This is a genomic window from Halomonas sp. hl-4, assembly GCF_900215475.1.
Lineage (GTDB): Bacteria > Pseudomonadota > Gammaproteobacteria > Pseudomonadales > Halomonadaceae > Vreelandella.
In genome coordinates, this window is the sequence record NZ_LT907845.1 from 1130056 (window position 1) to 1148000 (window position 17945).

Consider the following 17945-nt stretch of genomic DNA (forward strand, 5'->3'; position numbering starts at 1 on the left):
TGTGCCACGAATTCACCTAGCTCACCAATGCCATAGCGTGCCGTCTTCCAACCGGTTAACCGGCAGGCTGGCGCGCTTATAGGGATATTGTTTGGCTAGCTGTTCGTCGATATCAACGCCGTGCCCCGGCGTTTCGCCAACAATGAAGTGGCCGTCTTCAAACCGGTAATCGTGAGGAAAGACCTCATCCGTAGCGCGGGTATGGGGCATATATTCCTGAATGCCAAAATTGGGCACCCAGGTATCAAAATGAATCGCCGCACCCAGGCAAACCGGCGAAAGGTCCGTCGGCCCGTGGAAACCGGTACGCACGTGATAAAGCCCCGCCAAATCGGCGATTCGGCGCACATGGGTGATTCCCCCGGCGTGGGTCAGGGTGGCGCGGATATAGTCGATCCATTGATTTTCGATCAGCGCCTTGGCGTCATATAGGCTGTTAAAGACTTCGCCCACCGCCAAAGGTGTGGTGGTGTGTTGGCGGATGAGGCCAAACGCCTCCTGGTTCTCGGCAGGCACGCAGTCTTCGAGCCAAAACAGATGGTAGGACTCAACCTCTTTGCCTAAACGAGCGGCTTCAATGGGCGTCAAGCGGTGATGAACATCATGTAGCACGTGCAGGTCTTCGCCGAAGCGCTCTCGCACAGCGGCAAACAGTTTGGGCACATGGTTTAAGTATTTGCTGGTACTCCACACGTGCTCTGCGGGCAACTCAGCATCGGCTGGCTCATAAGGCTCGCCCTCTTTTTTGGCAACCCCATAAATGCTGGCAATGCCTGGCACACCCGCCTGAACACGCACGGCTTTGTAGCCCTCATCCACATGGCGGGCGACTTCTTCCAGGCAGGCATCAATATCGCGCCCCGTTGCATGGCCATATACCATCACCCGGTCACGGCTCTTGCCACCTAACAGTTGGTAAAGCGGCATGCCCGCGAGTTTTGCTTTAATGTCCCAAAGCGCCATATCAACCGCGGCGATGGCAGTCATAGTGACAGGCCCACGACGCCAGTAAGCGCCGCGGTAGAGGTAGTGCCATATATCTTCTATGCGCTGGGGGTCGCGCCCGATTAACGTCGGGATTACGTGCTCTTCCAGATACGCCACCACGGCCATTTCACGCCCATTGAGCGTCGCATCACCAATGCCATATTCGCCCTGATCCGTCACAATTTTCAGCGTCACAAAATTGCGCCCCGGCGAGGTCACAATGGTATAGGCCCGCTCGATTTTCATTGAATCGCCTCCTGTAACAAGGTTTGGTTTTCTTGTACTTCGAACAAATCGGGGAAACGACGAACCAAATCGGGCATCGAGACCAGAATCTCGCGTAAATGAAGCGCCATCGCCTGCTCTGCGAGGGAGGCATCCCGCGCCTCAATAGCCGCAACGATATTGGCATGCTGCTCTACAAGCCGCTCCAGGGGGGTGCTATGGGGCACACTGAGGTAGCGCACCCGGTCAAGCTGAGCGCGGACTTCTTCAATGACTTTCCAGGCGGCGTGCTGCTTTACCCCTAGTGAAAGCGTTCGATGAAACGCTTCATCAAGGCGATAAAAACGGTCGTAATCATGGGGCTTTACACAGCGCCGCTGACGCTCCAATAAATCATGTAGCTCCGTCAGCATTGCTGGTTCAATCCCCTTTTCAGCCGCCAACTTGACTACCGCCACTTCGACCGCCTCACGTACAAAGCGAGCCTCAAGTACCGCCCGTTGAGAAATCCTCACCACATAGGTACCGCGCTGAGGCTTGACCTCCACCAGCCCTGCTTCGGAGAGTCTTATAAAAGCTTCTCGCACTGGCTGACGGCTAACCGAGAACGTGTCAGCAAGCTCTTTTTCAGATAATGCCTGGCCCGGTGCCAACACCATCTGAATGATCGATTGCCTTAGCACTTGGAATAACCGTTGGCGAACCGAGTCCGTGTCAAGGGTTTCCTGCCATAGCGTTTGTAATGTCGTGTGCATAACACCTGAATCCGAATACTGGGGTCTGTGACGACTGGCGGCCACTTCTGATATGACTAGTATGGTAGTATGGAGGAAATAGAGAAACCCCTTCGCGCTTATACTTTGGTCGCCCAGTGCCAGATGTTGTGGAGTTAGCTAAAGTGGGCTCAATAAATAATTTGAGCACCCCATGCTGGAATTTCATCAGGTATATAAAAGCTACTCGACACCTCAAGGGCCGCTACAGGTACTGGAAAATGTCTCACTGAACCTGACCGCCGGCCAAAGCTTGGCGCTAATGGGTGAGTCGGGGAGCGGAAAATCCACCTTGCTGCATCTTGCCGCAGGTTTGGACCTGCCTGACCAAGGCCACATCACACTCGCAGGTGAGAACATTGCGTCTCTATCAGAGATGGAGCGCGCCCGCTTGCGCCGCGAGACGCTGGGCTTGGTGTTTCAGCAATTTCACTTAGTCCCCAGCCTATCGGTCATCGACAACTTGCGCTTACAGGCCCGCTTGGCCAAGCGCGACGATGCCGACTGGTCTGCCCACTTGATAGAGCGGCTAGGCCTTAAAGGGCTGGAAAAACGTTACCCAGAACAGCTCTCGGGCGGTCAACAGCAGCGCTTGGCAATTGGCCGCGCCCTGGCGCCGCGCCCCCCTCTGTTACTCGCCGACGAACCCACAGGCAACTTGGACGAGACGACCGCTAATGAGGTGCTTGAACTACTACTAAGCCTGATTCGGGAAACCCAGTGTGCGCTACTGGTCGTAACCCACAGTCCACAAGTCGCCGCCCCGCTTGACCGATGCCTGCGCCTGCGCCACGGCCAATTGATTAGCGCAATATGATGATCAAAGGACTGCCCACGGTATTGGCAACCCTGCTTACCCACTATCGTCGTCATCCGGGCCAGTTGGCGATGTTACTGCTCGGCCTGTGGGTCGCCAGCGCTTTGTGGAGCGGTATCCAAGCCATCAACGCCACGGCACGCGACAGCTACGCCCGCGCCGATGCGCTGTTTGACACTCAACTCGACCGGCTTGAGCGTCGCGATGGTGCGCCACTTACCCGCGACGACTATCTTGCCCTTCGTCAGGCGGGCCTGCCGGTATCGCCCATGTTAGAAGGCGAATTGATCACCCAAAACGGCACAAGGCTGACGCTAATCGGCATTGACCCGCTGACCCTGCCAAGCGACAACCCGCTGGCCCAAGCAGGCTCTTCTGCATCGTTAACCGATTTCCTAACGCCTCCTTGGCAAACCCGTATCGCCCCGGACGCCCTAACGGCAGTGGGGGTAGCACGTAAATACGCGACAGGCGCCACCCCCTCGCTGGCGGATGGCAAACCGCTCCCCCCGCTGGTTTTAGCCCCCAGCTTACCGCCCAACACGCTGATCATGGATATTGCCGCAGCGGCGCGATTACTCGAAAGCGGCACAGACATAACGCGCCTCGTGGCCGCTCCAGACGCGCTTGCTAAAGCGCCCCAGGGGTTAACACTCACCCGCGCCAGTAGCCTTGCGTCACCCGGCCAGCTTACCGAGAGCTTTCATCTCAACCTCACCGCGCTGGGGCTACTCGCTTGGGTGGTTGGACTGTTTATTGTTCAAGCCGCACTGGGGCTTGCCTTGGAGCAGCGTCTCGGCATGCTGCGCACCCTGCGCGTGCTGGGGGTTTCAGGTCGCAGCTTGGTCCTGGCGCTCTGCTTAGAGCTGATCCTGCTTGGCCTGATCGGAGCACTTGCCGGCATTGCCAGCGGCGTATGGCTGGCACGTTTGTTACTCCCGGATGTCGCGGCAACTCTGGGAGCACTCTATAACGCAGGGGTCGGGCAATCGCTTAACTTACCCTGGCATTACTGGGTGGGCGGGCTTGCGGTTAGCCTTGCCGGGCTATTACTAGCGGGCAGCGGCGTGCTATGGCGCGCCGCACGCTTGAACGTATTGGAAATCGGCCAGATGCAGGCCTGGCGTAGCGGCTACCGGCGGCAATTAACGTTAATGAGCATCAGTGGCGCACTCGCCGTGGGTCTGGCACTCGCATTTTACGGCTGGCTACACTTTCAGCGCCCTGGCGATGGTTTAGTGGCAGGCTTTGGGCTGATTGCCGCACTGCTGCTGGCCAGCGCTCTGTTGTTGCCGCCCTTTTTAGCACTGGCACTTAAAGGACTGAGTCACCTTACTAAGCGCCGCCCACTGATTCACTGGGCGCTTGCGGATATGCAACTTCAACTGCCCAGGCTGTCGCTGGCCATGATGGCACTACTCATAGCATTGGCGACCAACCTGGGGGTCAGCAGTATGGTGGGAGGTTTTCGGCTCACCTTTTTAGACTGGCTTGACCAGCGCTTGGTCGCGCCTCTGTATGTAAACGCCCCCGCCGAGCAATACGCTGACATTGACGCCTGGCTTGCTGATCGTCCCGAAGTGACCGAGCGTTTGCTCACCCGGCGCAGTGACACCACCCTCATGTCGGCTAATACGCCCGAGGGAGAGCGTTCAATAGGCACCCCTATTGAGCTTTTCGGCATTACCCCTGGCGAATCACTCACGCCCCATTGGCCGCTGCTAGCGACGCAATCAGACCGCGCCTCTGCTTGGCAGGCCTTTACTGAAGGTGCGATATTTATCAATGAACAGCTTGCCATCGCCGAGAACCTAACGCCCGGAGATCGGCTAACCCTGAGCGCCCCAGGCGCCAATGAAACGCTAACGATTGCTGCGATCTACCCCGACTACGGCAACCCTAGCAGCCAAGTACTCATGGCCTCTCCCCAGCTTGCCGCAAGGTTTAATGCGCCGCCCAGTTCGATGGGGTTGGTATTGCGTGACGACGCCGATGAGGAGGCGCTGGGTAACGCCCTCCTTGAGCAGTTTAATCTGGGTAGCGATGCGCTCAGCAATCAACGCGAGGTCAAACGCATTGCCACCGAGATTTTTGAACGCACTTTTACCATTACCCGCGCCCTTAATATGTTGACCTTAGCGGTGGCGGCACTGGCGCTATTCGCCAGCCTGTTGGCCCAGGCACGCAACCGACGCCAACAGTTAGCACCTCTCTGGGCACTGGGGGTGCCCCGGTCCCAGTTGGCCCAATTGACCCTCGCGCAGCTGGGTGGAGCCGCGCTGGTCACTGGCCTGCTTGCCATTCCACTTGGCATCGCCATTACCTGGGGATTAGTCGCGATCATTAATGTTGCCGCGTTCGGCTGGCGGCTGCCGCTTTATCTGTTTCCCAGGGAAATGGCCGTTACCCTTGCCACTGCGATCGGCGTGGCGCTATTGGCAGCCACCCTACCCGCGCTAAGGTTCTGGCGAGCCTCGCCGCGAGCACTGCTGGCCGAAGAGGTACAGCAATGAACCGCCGACTGCTGCTAATGCTGATCACGTTGAGTCTAAGCGGCTGTGACAATGGTGATAACACTGCGAATAACGCAGGCTTCGCCGGTTTAGGACAAGACGCCGATGGTTTTCAACACGCCCAACCTAACCAAGCGCTTAACGTTTCAGGCGATTTCCCACAAGCACATGCCGCCCACCCGGATTACCGTATTGAATGGTGGTACCTCACTGCCAATTTGGAAGATGGCACAGGTAAACCGCTAGGCCTGCAGTGGACACTCTTCCGGCAGGCCCTCATGCCGCCCAGCGAACGCCCCGAACCCACGCCCTGGGCTGCTGACCAGCTCTGGATGGCCCACATGGCGATTTCCCAAGGCGAGCAGCACCAGGTGGCCGAACGCTTTGGGCGCAGTCACTCTCAAGCGGACCTTTCTCAAACACACGATGCCCAAGCGGGCGTAACAGCTAGCCCGTTTCAGGCTTGGCTGGATGACTGGCAGCTCAAAGCGAGCGAAGAAGCCGACAACACTGACTTCAACCACCTAACGCTTACCGCTTACAGCGGCGAAGGCGAGTCGCGATTTGGCTATACCCTGGAACTTACTGCCGAGGGACCACTCGTGTTGCACGGTAACAAGGGGTTCAGCCAAAAAGCCGCCAACGGCCAAGGATCGATGTATTACAGCCAGCCCTTCTGGCAGATAGAAGGCGACGTCACCCTCAATGGTGAAACCAAAACGGTGAGTGGCCGCGGCTGGCTGGATCGCGAATGGAGCAGCCAACTCCTCGATGCCCGTCAATCCGGCTGGGACTGGTTCTCGATCCACCTTGATGACGGCCACAAGCTGATGGCGTTTCAGCTACGTGGCGGCGGTGACTCCGAAAAAGAGCCAGGCACTGACTATCGCTCTGGCACCTGGATTTCTCCCCAGGGCGACGCCACACCTTTGGCAACAGACGACCTTACGCTAACACCACTGGCAACCTCGGCAGTCGCTGGTCGTGACGTACCTACCCGCTGGCGCTTAGAAGTGCCGTCGGCAGGTCTTGATATGCATATCGAAGCGCCCCACGCCGACCGCTGGATGACCACCAGCGTGCCCTACTGGGAAGGCGAAGTAGTGGTCAACGACCACGCCAGCGGCGAACCGCTTGGCGAGGGGTATCTTGAGATGACGGGGTATTAAAAGAAAAGCCAACATAGCAGCGTATTTTGTATAGCTAATGACGCTTTTCGACAATTTTTTACCGCACACCGCGACACACTAGTAAGTGAATAAACGACTTACTAGAGAGCGCGCTATGAATCGCAATGTCATTCTCACCTGTGCCGTTACTGGCGCGGGTGATACCACCGCCAAAAACCCCAACGTTCCCGTTTCGCCCAAGGCTATCGCCGCTTCCTGCATTGAAGCTGCACGCGCAGGCGCCAGCATCGCGCATATCCACGTTCGCGACCCGGAAACCGGCGGTATTAGCCATTCTACTGAGCAGTTTCGTGAGGTGATGGAGCGCGTTCGTGAGGCGGATGTGGATATCGTCATGAATATTACCGCGGGCGGCGGCGGCGACTGGATTCCGGATGCCCAAGACCCGACTCGTGGCGGCCCTGGGACCGATATTCAAACGCCCGCCGAACGCCATGCGCCCGTGGGTGAGCTACTTCCCGAGCTGTGCACTCTGGACTGCGGCAGCCTCAATTTTGGCGATATGGTTTACGTCAACCCGGCTGACTGGCTGCGCGAGCACGCCCGCTTGGTTCAAGCCGCAGGCGTTAAGCCGGAGCTCGAGTGCTTTGACCTGGGTCACGTCTGGTTTGCCCGCCAGCTTCAGCAAGAAGGCTTGATCGACGGCGACCCGCTCTATCAGCTCTGTCTGGGCATCCCCTGGGGGGCCGAAGCCGACACCGAAACCATGCTGGCCATGCGCAACAAATTACCCGCTAATGCTAACTGGGCGGCCTTTGGCATTGGTCGTCATCAAATGCCCATGGTCGCCCAAGCAGTGCTACTGGGGGGACACGCTCGGGTCGGGCTGGAAGATAATCTGTTTTTAGAGAAAGGCGTATTGGCCAATAACGGCCAACTGGTAGAGAAAGCCTCGACGATTATTGAGAACCTCGGCGCCCACGTCATGACACCTGCTGAAACCCGCGCCCATCTCACGCTTCGCGACCCGTCAGGAGGTGATGCATGAGCCGCTTAGCCGTTATTGGCACCGGCGTGATCGGCAACGGCTGGATTGCCCGTGCCCTCGCCCAAGGCTGGGACGTCGTCGCGTTTGACCCAGCGTCTGAAGCGCCGGCGCGCACCCGCGCGTTTATCGACAACGCCTGGCCCTCGTTAACTCAGCTCGGCCTAGCGCCGGAGGCAAGCCCTGAGCGGCTAACGTTTGTGGCAACGATTGAAGAGGCCGTAAGCGACGCCGATCTGATTCAGGAAAATGTGCCCGAGCGCCTGGCGCTCAAGCAGGAGATTCTGGCCGCCATTGACGCCGCTGCCGCACCGGAGATCATCATTGGCTCGTCGACTTCTGGCTTTAAACCTACCGACCTGCAGCAGCAGTGCCAACAAGCGCGCGGGCGCGTGATCGTCGCTCACCCCTTCAACCCAGTGTATTTACTGCCTCTGGTGGAGCTTGTGGGAGGCGAGGCCACCCAACCGGCGCAGATTGCCAGTGCGCAGTCGCTTTATCAGACGCTCGCCATGCGCCCGCTGGTGGTACGTCGTGAAATTGAGGGCCACATTGCCGACCGCTTGATGGAAGCGCTGTGGCGGGAAGCCCTGCATTTGGTCAACGATGGCGTGGCGACCACCGAAGAGATCGACGCCGCCGTGGTTTACGGCTGCGGGCTACGCTGGCCGCTAATGGGCACCTTCTTGACCTTCCACTTGGCCGGTGGCGAGCCTGGCATGCGCCATATGCTGGAGCAGTTTGGCCCCGCGTTAAAACTGCCCTGGACCAAGCTGGAAGCCCCAGAACTCACCGACGAGCTGATTGACAAGGTGGTGGAAGGCTGTGAGCACCAAGCGGCAGGCCGCTCAGTGGCTACGCTGGATCGCCGTCGGGATGACTTTTTAGTCGAGCTGTTGGAAGTAGTGCAAAAGTACTGGCCCGAAGCCGAAGGCCTAAAAGGACGCATCTGATGATCATCTATAAAACCCATGTCGCAGCCGAATGGGTCGACTACAACGGCCATATGAACGACGCGGAGTACGCCTGCGTCTTCTCCCTGGCCTGTGAAGCACTGATCGACCAAATCGGGCTGGATGAAGTGGGCCGCGAACACTACGGCTATACGATTTACACTTTGGAAACCCATCTTTGTTATCGCCGCGAAGCTCACCAAGGTCAGGCGCTTAATGTGGACCTAACGCTACTCGATAGCGATACAAAACGTCTGCACGTGTTTTTCGCCATGCTTGATGACGAAGGCAATCTGCTGGCGTCCAGCGAGCAGATGCTGATGGGCATGAAGCAAGCATCAGGGCGGCCAAGTCCGTTTCCAACGAAAATTGCGAACCGCATCGAAGAACTGCCCAAAGCCAATAGTGAGGCGTGGCCCGAGTTGGCAGGCCGCACTATCGGCATCCGACGCTAGGCTATAAAAGATATACAAATGCTATGCACATAGACGCTTTTATTCAACGCTTTAGCGCAGGGCTCGCCGTGATGGAGGAGCTTCCACTGCCCCAGTCGAGGCGCGCCTACGACAAGCTTTGCCGCACGTTCGCCCCACCCGACCCAGCCGGTATGCGGGTTGAAAATAGCGTTTTGGATGGCGTCGGCGTGCGCCGATTGATCCCCCAACAGCGAACACCAGGCTGCGTTCTGTTTATCCATGGCGGCGGCTTTACCCTTGGCTCTGTTGAAAGCCATCACGGCCCTGCCGCCAGCTTGGCCCAGCGGCTTGAACGTGAAGTGATCAGCGTGAACTACCGGCTTGCGCCAGAAGTAGATTACCCCGCCATGCTGGCAGACTGCCAAGCGGTGCTAGAAGCGATTCAACCGATTGCGCTGGTGGGTGACAGCGCCGGTGGGCGGCTTGCGATAGATTTGGCGCATAGCCTCAACACAGCACCGCCATTGGGGTTAATCTATCCACCCGTTGGCAAGCTTTCGCCACCCTGTCTGGGCGAGGACGCCGCACTTCTCTCACGTAATGATGTGTTAGGCATTTGCCAACAGTTGCCTGCAATCATCGCTACCCAGCGGGATCACAGCCCTCCTTCCACGAGTATTGAAGTCCTAACGGTGGAGCACGACCCATTAACACGGCCTATAGAAGCCGCAGTGGCCCACTGGCAGGAGGCAGGTGCGTCGGTTGGCTATCGCTGCGCTCTGCAAATGGTCCACGGCACACTACACGCTCATGCGCTGCTGCCTTCAATGCAAAACGCCTGGCAGGATTTCTGCCAGGCGCTTCGCAAACGTCTTGCCGACTAGACGTTAAGGGTTATGGATAGTCAGCCCGCACTTGCTCAATGGCGGACTCGCCTTCCCGAGTCTCGACGCCGTCTAGCCATTCGGCGACGGTGTCTAAGTTATTGCCAATCCACTCACGCGCAACCTCATCCGCCGGGCGTTCTTCGTAGCTATACTCGTGCACCCAGTCGTTTTGATCGCCGATCGCCACTTCGTATTGAGAGAGGAAACGATGTAGCTGAGGATCTTGCTCCGCTAAGCTGGTGGGCACAATCGTCCAAACGGTGCTTTCGATTTGCGCGACACCGGAATCGTCGGCATCCTCAAGATACGCTAAATCAAAGCTCACGTTCATCCAGTGAGGCTCCCAGCCGACAAACGTCACCCACTCTTCATCGGCCATTTTTTGCTCGGCCTGGGCGAGCATGGCGGATGTGGAGCTCTCGCGCAGATCCCAATCGCCTAGCCCTGCACTGTCGTTATCTATCGCCTTGAGTATTGCTTCATTAATGCCGGTACCCGCCTCGATACCCTGAATTTCACCATCGAAACGGTCACGATGGGCATCCAGGTCGGCTACCGACGTAACTCCGGCGTCATAGACATACTGAGGCACTACCAATCCTGAATTGGCGCCTTGAATATTGGAAACCAGCTTTTCGACTTTATCATCGGCCACCAACGGCTCCACCATATCGGTTTGAACCGGGTACCAGCCGCCTAAATAGACATCAATGTCGTCACGGGTTAAACCTTCAAGAATGACGCTTACCGCCAACTCACGCTGGCGTGTTTCATAGCCCATGGCCTCCATGAGTTGCGCCGCCACTTCCGACTTGACGGTAACGCCAGGCCACGGCGGCACCCCAAAACGCACCTCATCAAGCTCCGCCATGGCAGGAGCGGCAGCAAACGTAGAGAATAAGAAACCGGCTTTTAACGATAAAGACTTGGCAGTGGTAGACATAGGGCTAAAACCTCTTATTAATTAGGTATAGCCAGTATGCGCGCCTGGCTGCCAACTAGTAGCCATTAGCCGACACTTAATAGTCATTAAACGCCGCCCAAGCGTTAAGTGTCTTTTCCTTCTGTTGCGCAACGCACTTGCCGTGGTGAGAGGCCATAGTAGGCGCGAAACGCACGCGCAAAGCTGGACGATGAACTGAAACCGCAAGCCAACCCCACCGCCAGCACCGCCAAATCGGTTTCTGCCAGCAGCCGCCGTGCGCGCTTAATGCGCAGCTGCAAATACCATTGACGCGGGGTGGCATTCAATTCTTGCTCGAAGAGACGCTGCAACTGCCGCACCGACACATCCACACGACGAGCCATCTCTTCAAGCGTCAGCGGCTCCTCAAGGTTCTGCTCCATCAGTGCCACTGCCTCCACAACACGGCGGTTGTGAGTGCCCAGGCGTTTCACCAATGCCATGCGCTGCTGGTCGCTACGGGTTCGAATGCGGTCATGAATAAGCTGTTCAGACACATCGATCGCCAATTTCGCACCATGCCGCCGTGCAATCACTTCCAGCGCCATATCCATCGCCGCCGCACCACCGGCGCAGGAGAAGCGACGCTCGCCCAACTCGTACAATTCATCGGTGGTAACAATACCCGGAAAGCGCTCGCGAAAAGCGGGCAGGCTCTCCCAGTGCAGCGCCACCCGCTCGTGCTTAAGCAGCCCGGTAGCCGCCAGCAAAAAAGCGCCGGTATCAATACCGCCCAAACAGCAGCCCGCCTGATCTAACTGATGAAGCCACGCCATTAACGGCCGAGTAAGATGCGCCTCGGGAGTAAAGCCACTGCATACCGCCAGCGACGGCAAATGGTGGACCTCTCGAGTAGCCTGATCCGCCATCAGCGTCATGCCATTCGACGCGGTTACCGGCCCGCCGTCAGCACTAATCAATGTCCAATCAAACAGTGGGCGATTGGCAATACGATTCGCAATGCGCAGCGGTTCGACTGCGGCAAAGAAGGCCATCATGGAAAACTGCGGCAGCAGCAAAAAACCGACCATTTCAGGCAACGGGCCCTGATAACTTAGACGCATAAAAAATGCCCACGGTCATTATGTTGGTATCAAAAAGCGTCTATAGCCTAGCGCGTTACGCAGCCAACGTCAGCGAGACATAGTGAACGGAGATAGTGTCAGAGTGGCAAAATATGGGGTAATCACTGAAGGATAGGCAAATAGGATGGCGTGGCGTCCCTGGCAGGAGTCGAAAAAGACGAATAAATGCTTGATTCAAAATCATTAAATACAATATATAAAAATAAAATATACCACTATGTATACCAACACCTCAATCTGCGATACTCAAACTGTGCTGAATTAAGCAACATCTATTACTGGCGATTCTGCTAAGGGCATGCTGTGATACTTAAGACTGATGCTATACGAAACGCTAGAAAATTCTCTATCTAGATAAAAAGTTATCGAGGGTTGTACTCTCTCGCTAATTTTATGGTCTTTTAATTGCAAAACATCTTCAGATTCTGCGAGCGAATATCAACTATTGAACGGCTGAAGCTGTTCACACAGTCTCGATAAGAAGCGAAAAATCAGATTTTAAGTTATGACTTGATAAGGCTAGAAAAAAGACTTTTTAAGTCTTCATCAGTAAACTCCTTCTCGACATGATTACTTCGTGGTGAAAACGAAGCACTTTGCTTAAACGTATCTTCTTCACTTATTTCATTTTTGCGATCTTGAACAATCGCAATAGCGTTATCAGGATCATGGCCAGTAATGGTTGCTAGTGAATCCAAAAAATCAATATGTCCATCTAGCTCATCCTCTGTAATTAGATCCCTAATAGCATCACGCGTATCTGTGAACTCGTAACTAACTGCATTATCAACAGCTTGGTCGACAAGAGCAACTTTACCACGCGACAGAAATTCATTGGTTGACTCAATTATTGACAATAACTCATCGTTAGGAACGCCTCGATGAAATATTTCTACTATTTTACCCTCAATAGCATGCAGTAACTGTAATTTTAGAAAGTGATTTTCATCGATTAAATTGCTTAATTTCCAATGCAATTCTGGAAGTAAAGTACCATCATTAGGGGTGATCAACTCAAGAGCATCGGAACTAAGCAGACTAAACATTTTCTCAAGGAAAAAATTGTCGTATGTACACTCCCACCAGTCGAAGAGTAAGTCGGCCCTTTCTGAAAGAGGAAGATCGTCATTACGGATATATATAATGCCATTTTTTTCCACACGCTTGCATGTGGGAGTCTCATTTATATTACGGGCAAACTCCTTAAAACATGATGAAAAAAAACGCATTTCTTCATCGTGAGCTCCAAATTTATCTTGTAAATGACTCCATAAATTACTGACCCAATCGGAACGACTCACAGAATTTGGCAAAAGACTTAAAAAGTCCTTTTTATTGAGATACGACTTAAGAAAATCCCTTACAGATGGGTTGACAAATGTAACTACTCCACCTGCAATCGAAATAAAACCTGATTCTAAAGACCGCAATGCCTCTTCAAAGTCATAAGGCTCAATTGGCTGCGAATAAAACAAACACACTGCTCGATGCAGTTCTAAATAGTTAGCACTCAGAACATCAATTTTCTGACCATATTGCCCACCAAAAAAAAGGGTAATTAGTAGATTCTGGCACTTCATGTTAAGGTTTCTAAATGGTTTGCTCCAAATAAGGTCTGGGTTTTGTAAAGAAGAATAGATATATCTAGGATAGTCTTTAGGTTCAACACTATCGATAAGGTCACTGGAAACTGAAGCAATAACACGAGGATTATAGTTTTTATGATCTACTATTTTCCCGAGCCAATCTCCTTCGAGTATGGATACAAAGTGCTGATTTGAAAGCCCAGAAACTAACAAGTGATTATAAAATATATGGGACCTCAGTTTGCGCGTATACACACCAACATCTAACAAATACTTAGATAACTGAAGCCTTCGATCATCGACATGATCGGAAATTCTTCGTGCTTCCTCAAAGATATGTGCCCTTGTTGTAAGAATAAACCGAGAATTTTCAGATCTCCTTACTCTTTTCACAAACATTGATAGTGCAGTATCACGTTGAAGAAGGGATTGACGATCAAGCTCAATTCGACCTAGAAAATCATCAAAGAAAAATACTGTTGGTTTATCATCTTCAATTTTTGCAAACCCATCTTCCAACGAGTTTATTGCATAAAACCTCCAGCCATTATTTAAGTAACTGTAGGAAATCATTTTTGCTAAGGTTGTCTTCCCTACGCCAGGAGGACCAGAAACAATTAATACTTTTTCTTTCTCTAACTTTTCTATCGCGTCGTCAAAACTTGGATTTCGGGCATAGACCTTAAGATCTTCTAAAATTTCAGATTGTGTAGCATGTGTGAAGGCTTCAAGTCCTGATTGAAGAATTCGCTCAATAACAGCAGCACTAGACAACCACAACTTTATGTGTGATTTTTCTATTTCTGGATTTCTTTTTATCGCTGAGCTAATGTCTTCACGCCCCCAAATATCATTTTTATTTGATAAAAATCTTGCAAAAATACTAGCAAGCTCATTGCTTTTCTTTGGTGTTAAAGACTGCGACGTAAAAAAAAGGTATCGCTTTGGCGCAAGCTTACTGAGGTTTTCTATTTCACTTTTTGCAGCGGCTTTTAGGGATGCAAAAGTTGAGCCTTCATAGTGTTTGCACTGTATTATAACTGTCCCGTCACCCATTGAATGACGGCCATCAATACCACCGTCAGGCCCAGGTCCAAATGCAGAAAACCGCATTCCAGTTTCAGCCTGGGCAATATCACGGCATAAGTCTTCAAAATCAATAGGCGATAGATTCTCTAATTGCGACATTGCTATAACATTCTCTTCTAATGGTAGTTTAAGACGATTAAACCATCACTGCTTAACTTACACGCGCACGAGAGCTTACACGTCACTATCAAACAAACGTGGTTAGTTTTTGTGACAGCTCAAGTAGCTCTGACTTATCTACCCCATTATCATTATAATTTGATTTCTCGATAATTTTTATAGCGGACATAGATGGCCAAAATCGATCTATTACATCATCAGGTTTAATACCTACAGCATTTCCAATAATTTTTTTAGCATCGCAGGTATCAGTGAAATTCACCTCTGCTCCAGACTCATCCTTAATTAGATCTATGCATAGGTAGTTCTCGATTTCACGTTTACGTGTCGAGTAGAATGCTTTGCCTTGAGCCTCTACTTCAACTTTACGTTTTTGAATGGACTTGACTTGTTCTGGGCTACCGCCAACATCTGAATCAAGGAACACACACCACGGTAGTCCCAGGCTATCAGCCAGCTTAAGGGTGACCCAGTGCTTAACATTGCCGCTACCACCTGTCTGGAGAGGGACTATCCCAGCTTCATCTAAGCTGGCTCTGATATAACCTGCATCTTTCAAAGTTGAGGTTGTATGACGCAAGAATGTAACGTCTGACTTCCCTTCTACCAAGACAATGCCTTTAGCACGTTCCATACCTGTTTCAGGTAATACGCCGAGGCTTTCAGCAGCCTCTTTTAGCACCGTATCACTTGGCATTTTAACCATTGGTAAACCTTCGGCATTCTTAGTAACATAACGAACGCCTTCAATTGGAATCAATCCAGCCAAGGCAGGCACATGAGTGGTCACTAAAATCTGTCGATTATCCTTATTGGCTAATTCCAGCAATGCCTTCATTAGCATTACTTGGTAATCAGGATGCTGAGAAGTTTCTGGCTCCTCAATGGCGTAGATTACATTTCGATTTGATCCAAGAACGGATTTCTCAGCCTCAGCCCGGAAGAAGTTCAATAGTATTAAACGACGAACTCCGCTTCCCCTTTTATTGATAGGGATTCCGTCATCACCATCTAATGTGAAATTAAATGTCCATTTTGGCTTGTCTTTAAATCTAGGAGTCAGTTCGTTTGCAAGTTCAGGTGCCATCTCTTTTAATTTTTCAAGTGTGCGATTGGCGACATCTAGCACGCTTTGCTCTATCTGATTTTCAAGGGCAGATATCTGTGCTTGTAGATTATCTTGAGCGTCTTTAACTGCTTGCTGGAGAGGGTTTTTAGCCTCTGCATCCCCATCACTACTTTCTCGATCAGCTTTAAACAACGCAAATGTCGGAAGTTGCTCTTCAATTTTACCCCAAACTGATTTCCCTTCTGCTGATAGTCCCTTGTCGATATCCAATAGTGTTTCATCGAGATTCAGTGGTTGCGAGTGATCTCGAATAGCCTTACGCCAAAGAGAGGCTACTCGCTTATCGACTACATCATCCTCAACCCCCCATTCTTTACCAAACTTTTTTAAATCCGTTATTTTCAGGCCAAGCATGTTATTTAAAACATCATCAACCGGGTGTTGGCATCGAATGTAAGTTTTCTCAGGCTTACCAGATGTGTTTGCTTTAAAAACCTTTACTACTTCTAAGCAGCCCTCTTTATTAAGCAGTAGCTCATCGGAAAGTGTGGTCTCGACATTTACATCTAAAATAAGCTTATCCGGCAGCTCATCAAATATACAGCAAATCTCAAACTTATTTTCGCCTGCTTGCAACCGGAAACAGTTTATGTCGTTTTTGTCCGCCTTAGCTCCATCAGCTTCAAAGAATATTGCTAAAGCTTCCAATACCGTAGATTTCCCAAAGTCATTTCGACCAACTATACCCGTCATGGCTTCATCAATAGGTATAACTGTCGTGCTTTGATACCCTCTAAAATTGGTCAACTTAAGGTATTTTAATCTCATAATTGTTTTCCTTTCCTAAATCTTACAACAAGGTATCTTAAAAAGGCTCTTAATTTCACTTCAAAAAATCAAAATAAAATTGCAGATGCCAATCCTAATGTCCACTTTGGCTCAATAGCTGCTTTGAAAAATGAGTGAAACGGTTACTGAACCGTAAGAACTGAAAGCTTCAAAAAATGACATCGCCGATCGGCACAACCAGCGGTTGGTGATTTGCAGACCAAGGTCGCAAGCGAATTGATACTCATAAGCCACACCCCCAACTTTAATTATTTTTAGCAGTATTGCCCATTCCTTTACACCGGAGCAACCCGTTTAGCTGCGACTTTAGGCCATCCTACGCCGCAACTTTGTGGAAGGCTTTGGCTCTACAGGGTCTTGTCAGGAATGTTCATTCTGGCTACCAGCCAGCCGGAGGCCTAGCTTTAGAATATTATTTTTCATCTTCTCCCCTAAACGGGCACAAATTCGCATGATTTCGCATGACTCCCATGCACCCAAAATCCTCCTACAGCCCAGCAACAGCGGGCTTCAGCCCATTTTGCAGAGTGCATGAAGAAATACCCCACAAGCGAACACCGCAGGCGGGTGGGGGACAACGCGCCGTGGGGTGCGGCGGCCAGGGGGTCTGCCGTTGGCAACCGCTCTATAAAGCCGCTGTATGCCGTTGCAATCCTTGCCCATGCTTTGCCCTACTCCACAACGAGAAAGCTCCGCACAGGGCGGGGCTTCACGGCAGCAGCATTAGCGAGTGTTAGGCGGTATCGTCGCTATCCAGCTCCTCCATGCTTGGTACATAGCCCATCTGAGCTTCCAGCGCTTTAAGCTCACGCGGGAAACGAATAGGTGAGTAGTGGCCCCGTTATGGTAGTCCTCACACGCTAGACGCTCTGGCACTTCGCTACCGGGAATTTTTACCCGTGAGTGGTCAACGGGTATGCGGCACGGGAACATATCTGCAAGCGCTGCTGTTTGTCGCTCTGCTTCTGATCAACGGGGCCAATACTGCCGCTTTATATCTGCCGTTTCTCTCGCGCTTCTGCAAGGCTCACATCGGGGCAAACGCTACCCAAGGCTGCCATTGGGCGAGATCCTAAGTTCTAATCCTTGGCCATCGGAAAGGGTGACGACTTTCGAGCCAGCCTTGGTGGCGGTTATTTGTCGTACAGGTAGCGCCATGGCGGCATACCGGGCATCTTTGAACGGAGGTATATACCATTACGTATACCACTTGGAAGCCGGTTTTGAAAGGAATACTGGGGAACAGGAAGGGCTAAAAAATAATGTCTTTCAGTGTGTTACACATCATTTTTGGACTTATCAGGACTTCTCAAAACAGCGAGGTGGCGTCCCTGGCAGGAGTCGAACCTGCGACCTGCCGCTTAGGAGGCGGCTGCTCTATCCTACTGAGCTACAGGGACTTATGAGGAGCGGCAGTATAACGCTTAGGCCAACGTA

The 17945-nt window shown here is 52.3% G+C and carries 13 protein-coding genes and 1 tRNA gene; 7 read left to right on the forward strand and 7 right to left on the reverse strand.

The features are described from left to right. Positions 1-21: 21 nt before the first annotated feature. Positions 22-1233, reverse strand: coding sequence for a D-mannonate dehydratase ManD (gene manD / locus CPH17_RS05560; protein ID WP_096298512.1), 1212 nt, complete (start codon positions 1231-1233; stop codon positions 22-24). Further along, on the reverse strand, positions 1230-1967 hold the full coding sequence (locus tag CPH17_RS05565) for a GntR family transcriptional regulator (RefSeq protein WP_096298515.1): 738 nt from the start codon (positions 1965-1967) through the stop codon (positions 1230-1232). Before CPH17_RS05565 ends, manD begins: the two co-directional genes overlap by 4 nt. A gap of 172 nt (positions 1968-2139) precedes the next feature. On the opposite strand from CPH17_RS05565, the gene CPH17_RS05570 reads away from it, so the two are divergent. From CPH17_RS05570 to CPH17_RS05600, 7 genes are all read left to right on the forward strand, one after another. Next, positions 2140-2802: an ABC transporter ATP-binding protein gene (locus CPH17_RS05570; protein ID WP_096298517.1), complete on the forward strand. Its 663-nt coding sequence runs from the start codon at positions 2140-2142 to the stop codon at positions 2800-2802. Further along, entirely contained in the window at positions 2799-5315 is a 2517-nt protein-coding gene (locus CPH17_RS05575) for an ABC transporter permease (protein ID WP_231898083.1), read from the forward strand. Before CPH17_RS05570 ends, CPH17_RS05575 begins: the two co-directional genes overlap by 4 nt. Further along, positions 5312-6484: a lipocalin-like domain-containing protein gene (locus CPH17_RS05580; protein WP_096298519.1), complete on the forward strand. Its 1173-nt coding sequence runs from the start codon at positions 5312-5314 to the stop codon at positions 6482-6484. Before CPH17_RS05575 ends, CPH17_RS05580 begins: the two co-directional genes overlap by 4 nt. Before the next feature lie 115 nt (positions 6485-6599). Further along, positions 6600-7493 carry a 3-keto-5-aminohexanoate cleavage protein gene (locus CPH17_RS05585; protein ID WP_096298521.1) on the forward strand — a complete coding sequence of 298 codons (894 nt, stop codon included), beginning with the start codon at positions 6600-6602 and terminating at the stop codon, positions 7491-7493. Continuing rightward, positions 7490-8443 (forward strand): L-carnitine dehydrogenase, encoded by a 954-nt coding sequence (locus CPH17_RS05590; RefSeq protein ID WP_096298523.1) that lies wholly within the window; start codon positions 7490-7492, stop codon positions 8441-8443. The genes CPH17_RS05585 and CPH17_RS05590 overlap by 4 nt, the downstream gene beginning before the upstream one ends. Further along, complete coding sequence (locus CPH17_RS05595; RefSeq protein ID WP_096298525.1) at positions 8443-8898, forward strand: thioesterase family protein; 456 nt, start codon at positions 8443-8445, stop codon at positions 8896-8898. Before CPH17_RS05590 ends, CPH17_RS05595 begins: the two co-directional genes overlap by 1 nt. A 23-nt stretch (positions 8899-8921) precedes the next feature. Beyond that, positions 8922-9743, forward strand: coding sequence for an alpha/beta hydrolase (locus CPH17_RS05600; protein ID WP_096298527.1), 822 nt, complete (start codon positions 8922-8924; stop codon positions 9741-9743). 10 nt (positions 9744-9753) lie between these two features. On the opposite strand, the gene CPH17_RS05605 is transcribed toward CPH17_RS05600, so the two are convergent. From CPH17_RS05605 to CPH17_RS05625, 5 genes are all read right to left on the reverse strand, one after another. Beyond that, a complete protein-coding gene (locus CPH17_RS05605) occupies positions 9754-10689 on the reverse strand; it encodes an ABC transporter substrate-binding protein (RefSeq protein WP_074396857.1) in 936 nt (311 codons plus the stop codon). A gap of 104 nt (positions 10690-10793) precedes the next feature. After that, positions 10794-11774 (reverse strand): GlxA family transcriptional regulator, encoded by a 981-nt coding sequence (locus tag CPH17_RS05610; protein ID WP_096298529.1) that lies wholly within the window; start codon positions 11772-11774, stop codon positions 10794-10796. Between the two features lie 524 nt (positions 11775-12298). Continuing rightward, on the reverse strand, positions 12299-14569 hold the full coding sequence (locus CPH17_RS05615) for a restriction endonuclease (protein ID WP_096298531.1): 2271 nt from the start codon (positions 14567-14569) through the stop codon (positions 12299-12301). An 88-nt stretch (positions 14570-14657) separates the two neighbouring features. Continuing rightward, positions 14658-16487, reverse strand: coding sequence for an AAA family ATPase (locus CPH17_RS05620; RefSeq protein ID WP_096298533.1), 1830 nt, complete (start codon positions 16485-16487; stop codon positions 14658-14660). 1344 nt (positions 16488-17831) lie between these two features. Beyond that, a tRNA-Arg gene (locus tag CPH17_RS05625) sits at positions 17832-17908 on the reverse strand. Between the last annotated feature and the right edge of the window lie 37 nt (positions 17909-17945).

Bases quoted from the DNA above. Each gene is read 5' to 3' on its own strand.
- manD (WP_096298512.1), bottom strand. From the start codon at position 1,233: ATGAAAATCGAGCGGGCCTATACCATTGTGACCTCGCCGGGGCGCAAT.
- CPH17_RS05565 (WP_096298515.1), bottom strand. From the start codon at position 1,967: ATGCACACGACATTACAAACGCTATGGCAGGAAACCCTTGACACGGAC.
- CPH17_RS05570 (WP_096298517.1), top strand. From the start codon at position 2,140: ATGCTGGAATTTCATCAGGTATATAAAAGCTACTCGACACCTCAAGGG.
- CPH17_RS05575 (WP_231898083.1), top strand. From the start codon at position 2,799: ATGATGATCAAAGGACTGCCCACGGTATTGGCAACCCTGCTTACCCAC.
- CPH17_RS05580 (WP_096298519.1), top strand. From the start codon at position 5,312: ATGAACCGCCGACTGCTGCTAATGCTGATCACGTTGAGTCTAAGCGGC.
- CPH17_RS05585 (WP_096298521.1), top strand. From the start codon at position 6,600: ATGAATCGCAATGTCATTCTCACCTGTGCCGTTACTGGCGCGGGTGAT.
- CPH17_RS05590 (WP_096298523.1), top strand. From the start codon at position 7,490: ATGAGCCGCTTAGCCGTTATTGGCACCGGCGTGATCGGCAACGGCTGG.
- CPH17_RS05595 (WP_096298525.1), top strand. From the start codon at position 8,443: ATGATCATCTATAAAACCCATGTCGCAGCCGAATGGGTCGACTACAAC.
- CPH17_RS05600 (WP_096298527.1), top strand. From the start codon at position 8,922: ATGCACATAGACGCTTTTATTCAACGCTTTAGCGCAGGGCTCGCCGTG.
- CPH17_RS05605 (WP_074396857.1), bottom strand. From the start codon at position 10,689: ATGTCTACCACTGCCAAGTCTTTATCGTTAAAAGCCGGTTTCTTATTC.
- CPH17_RS05610 (WP_096298529.1), bottom strand. From the start codon at position 11,774: ATGCGTCTAAGTTATCAGGGCCCGTTGCCTGAAATGGTCGGTTTTTTG.
- CPH17_RS05615 (WP_096298531.1), bottom strand. From the start codon at position 14,569: ATGTCGCAATTAGAGAATCTATCGCCTATTGATTTTGAAGACTTATGC.
- CPH17_RS05620 (WP_096298533.1), bottom strand. From the start codon at position 16,487: ATGAGATTAAAATACCTTAAGTTGACCAATTTTAGAGGGTATCAAAGC.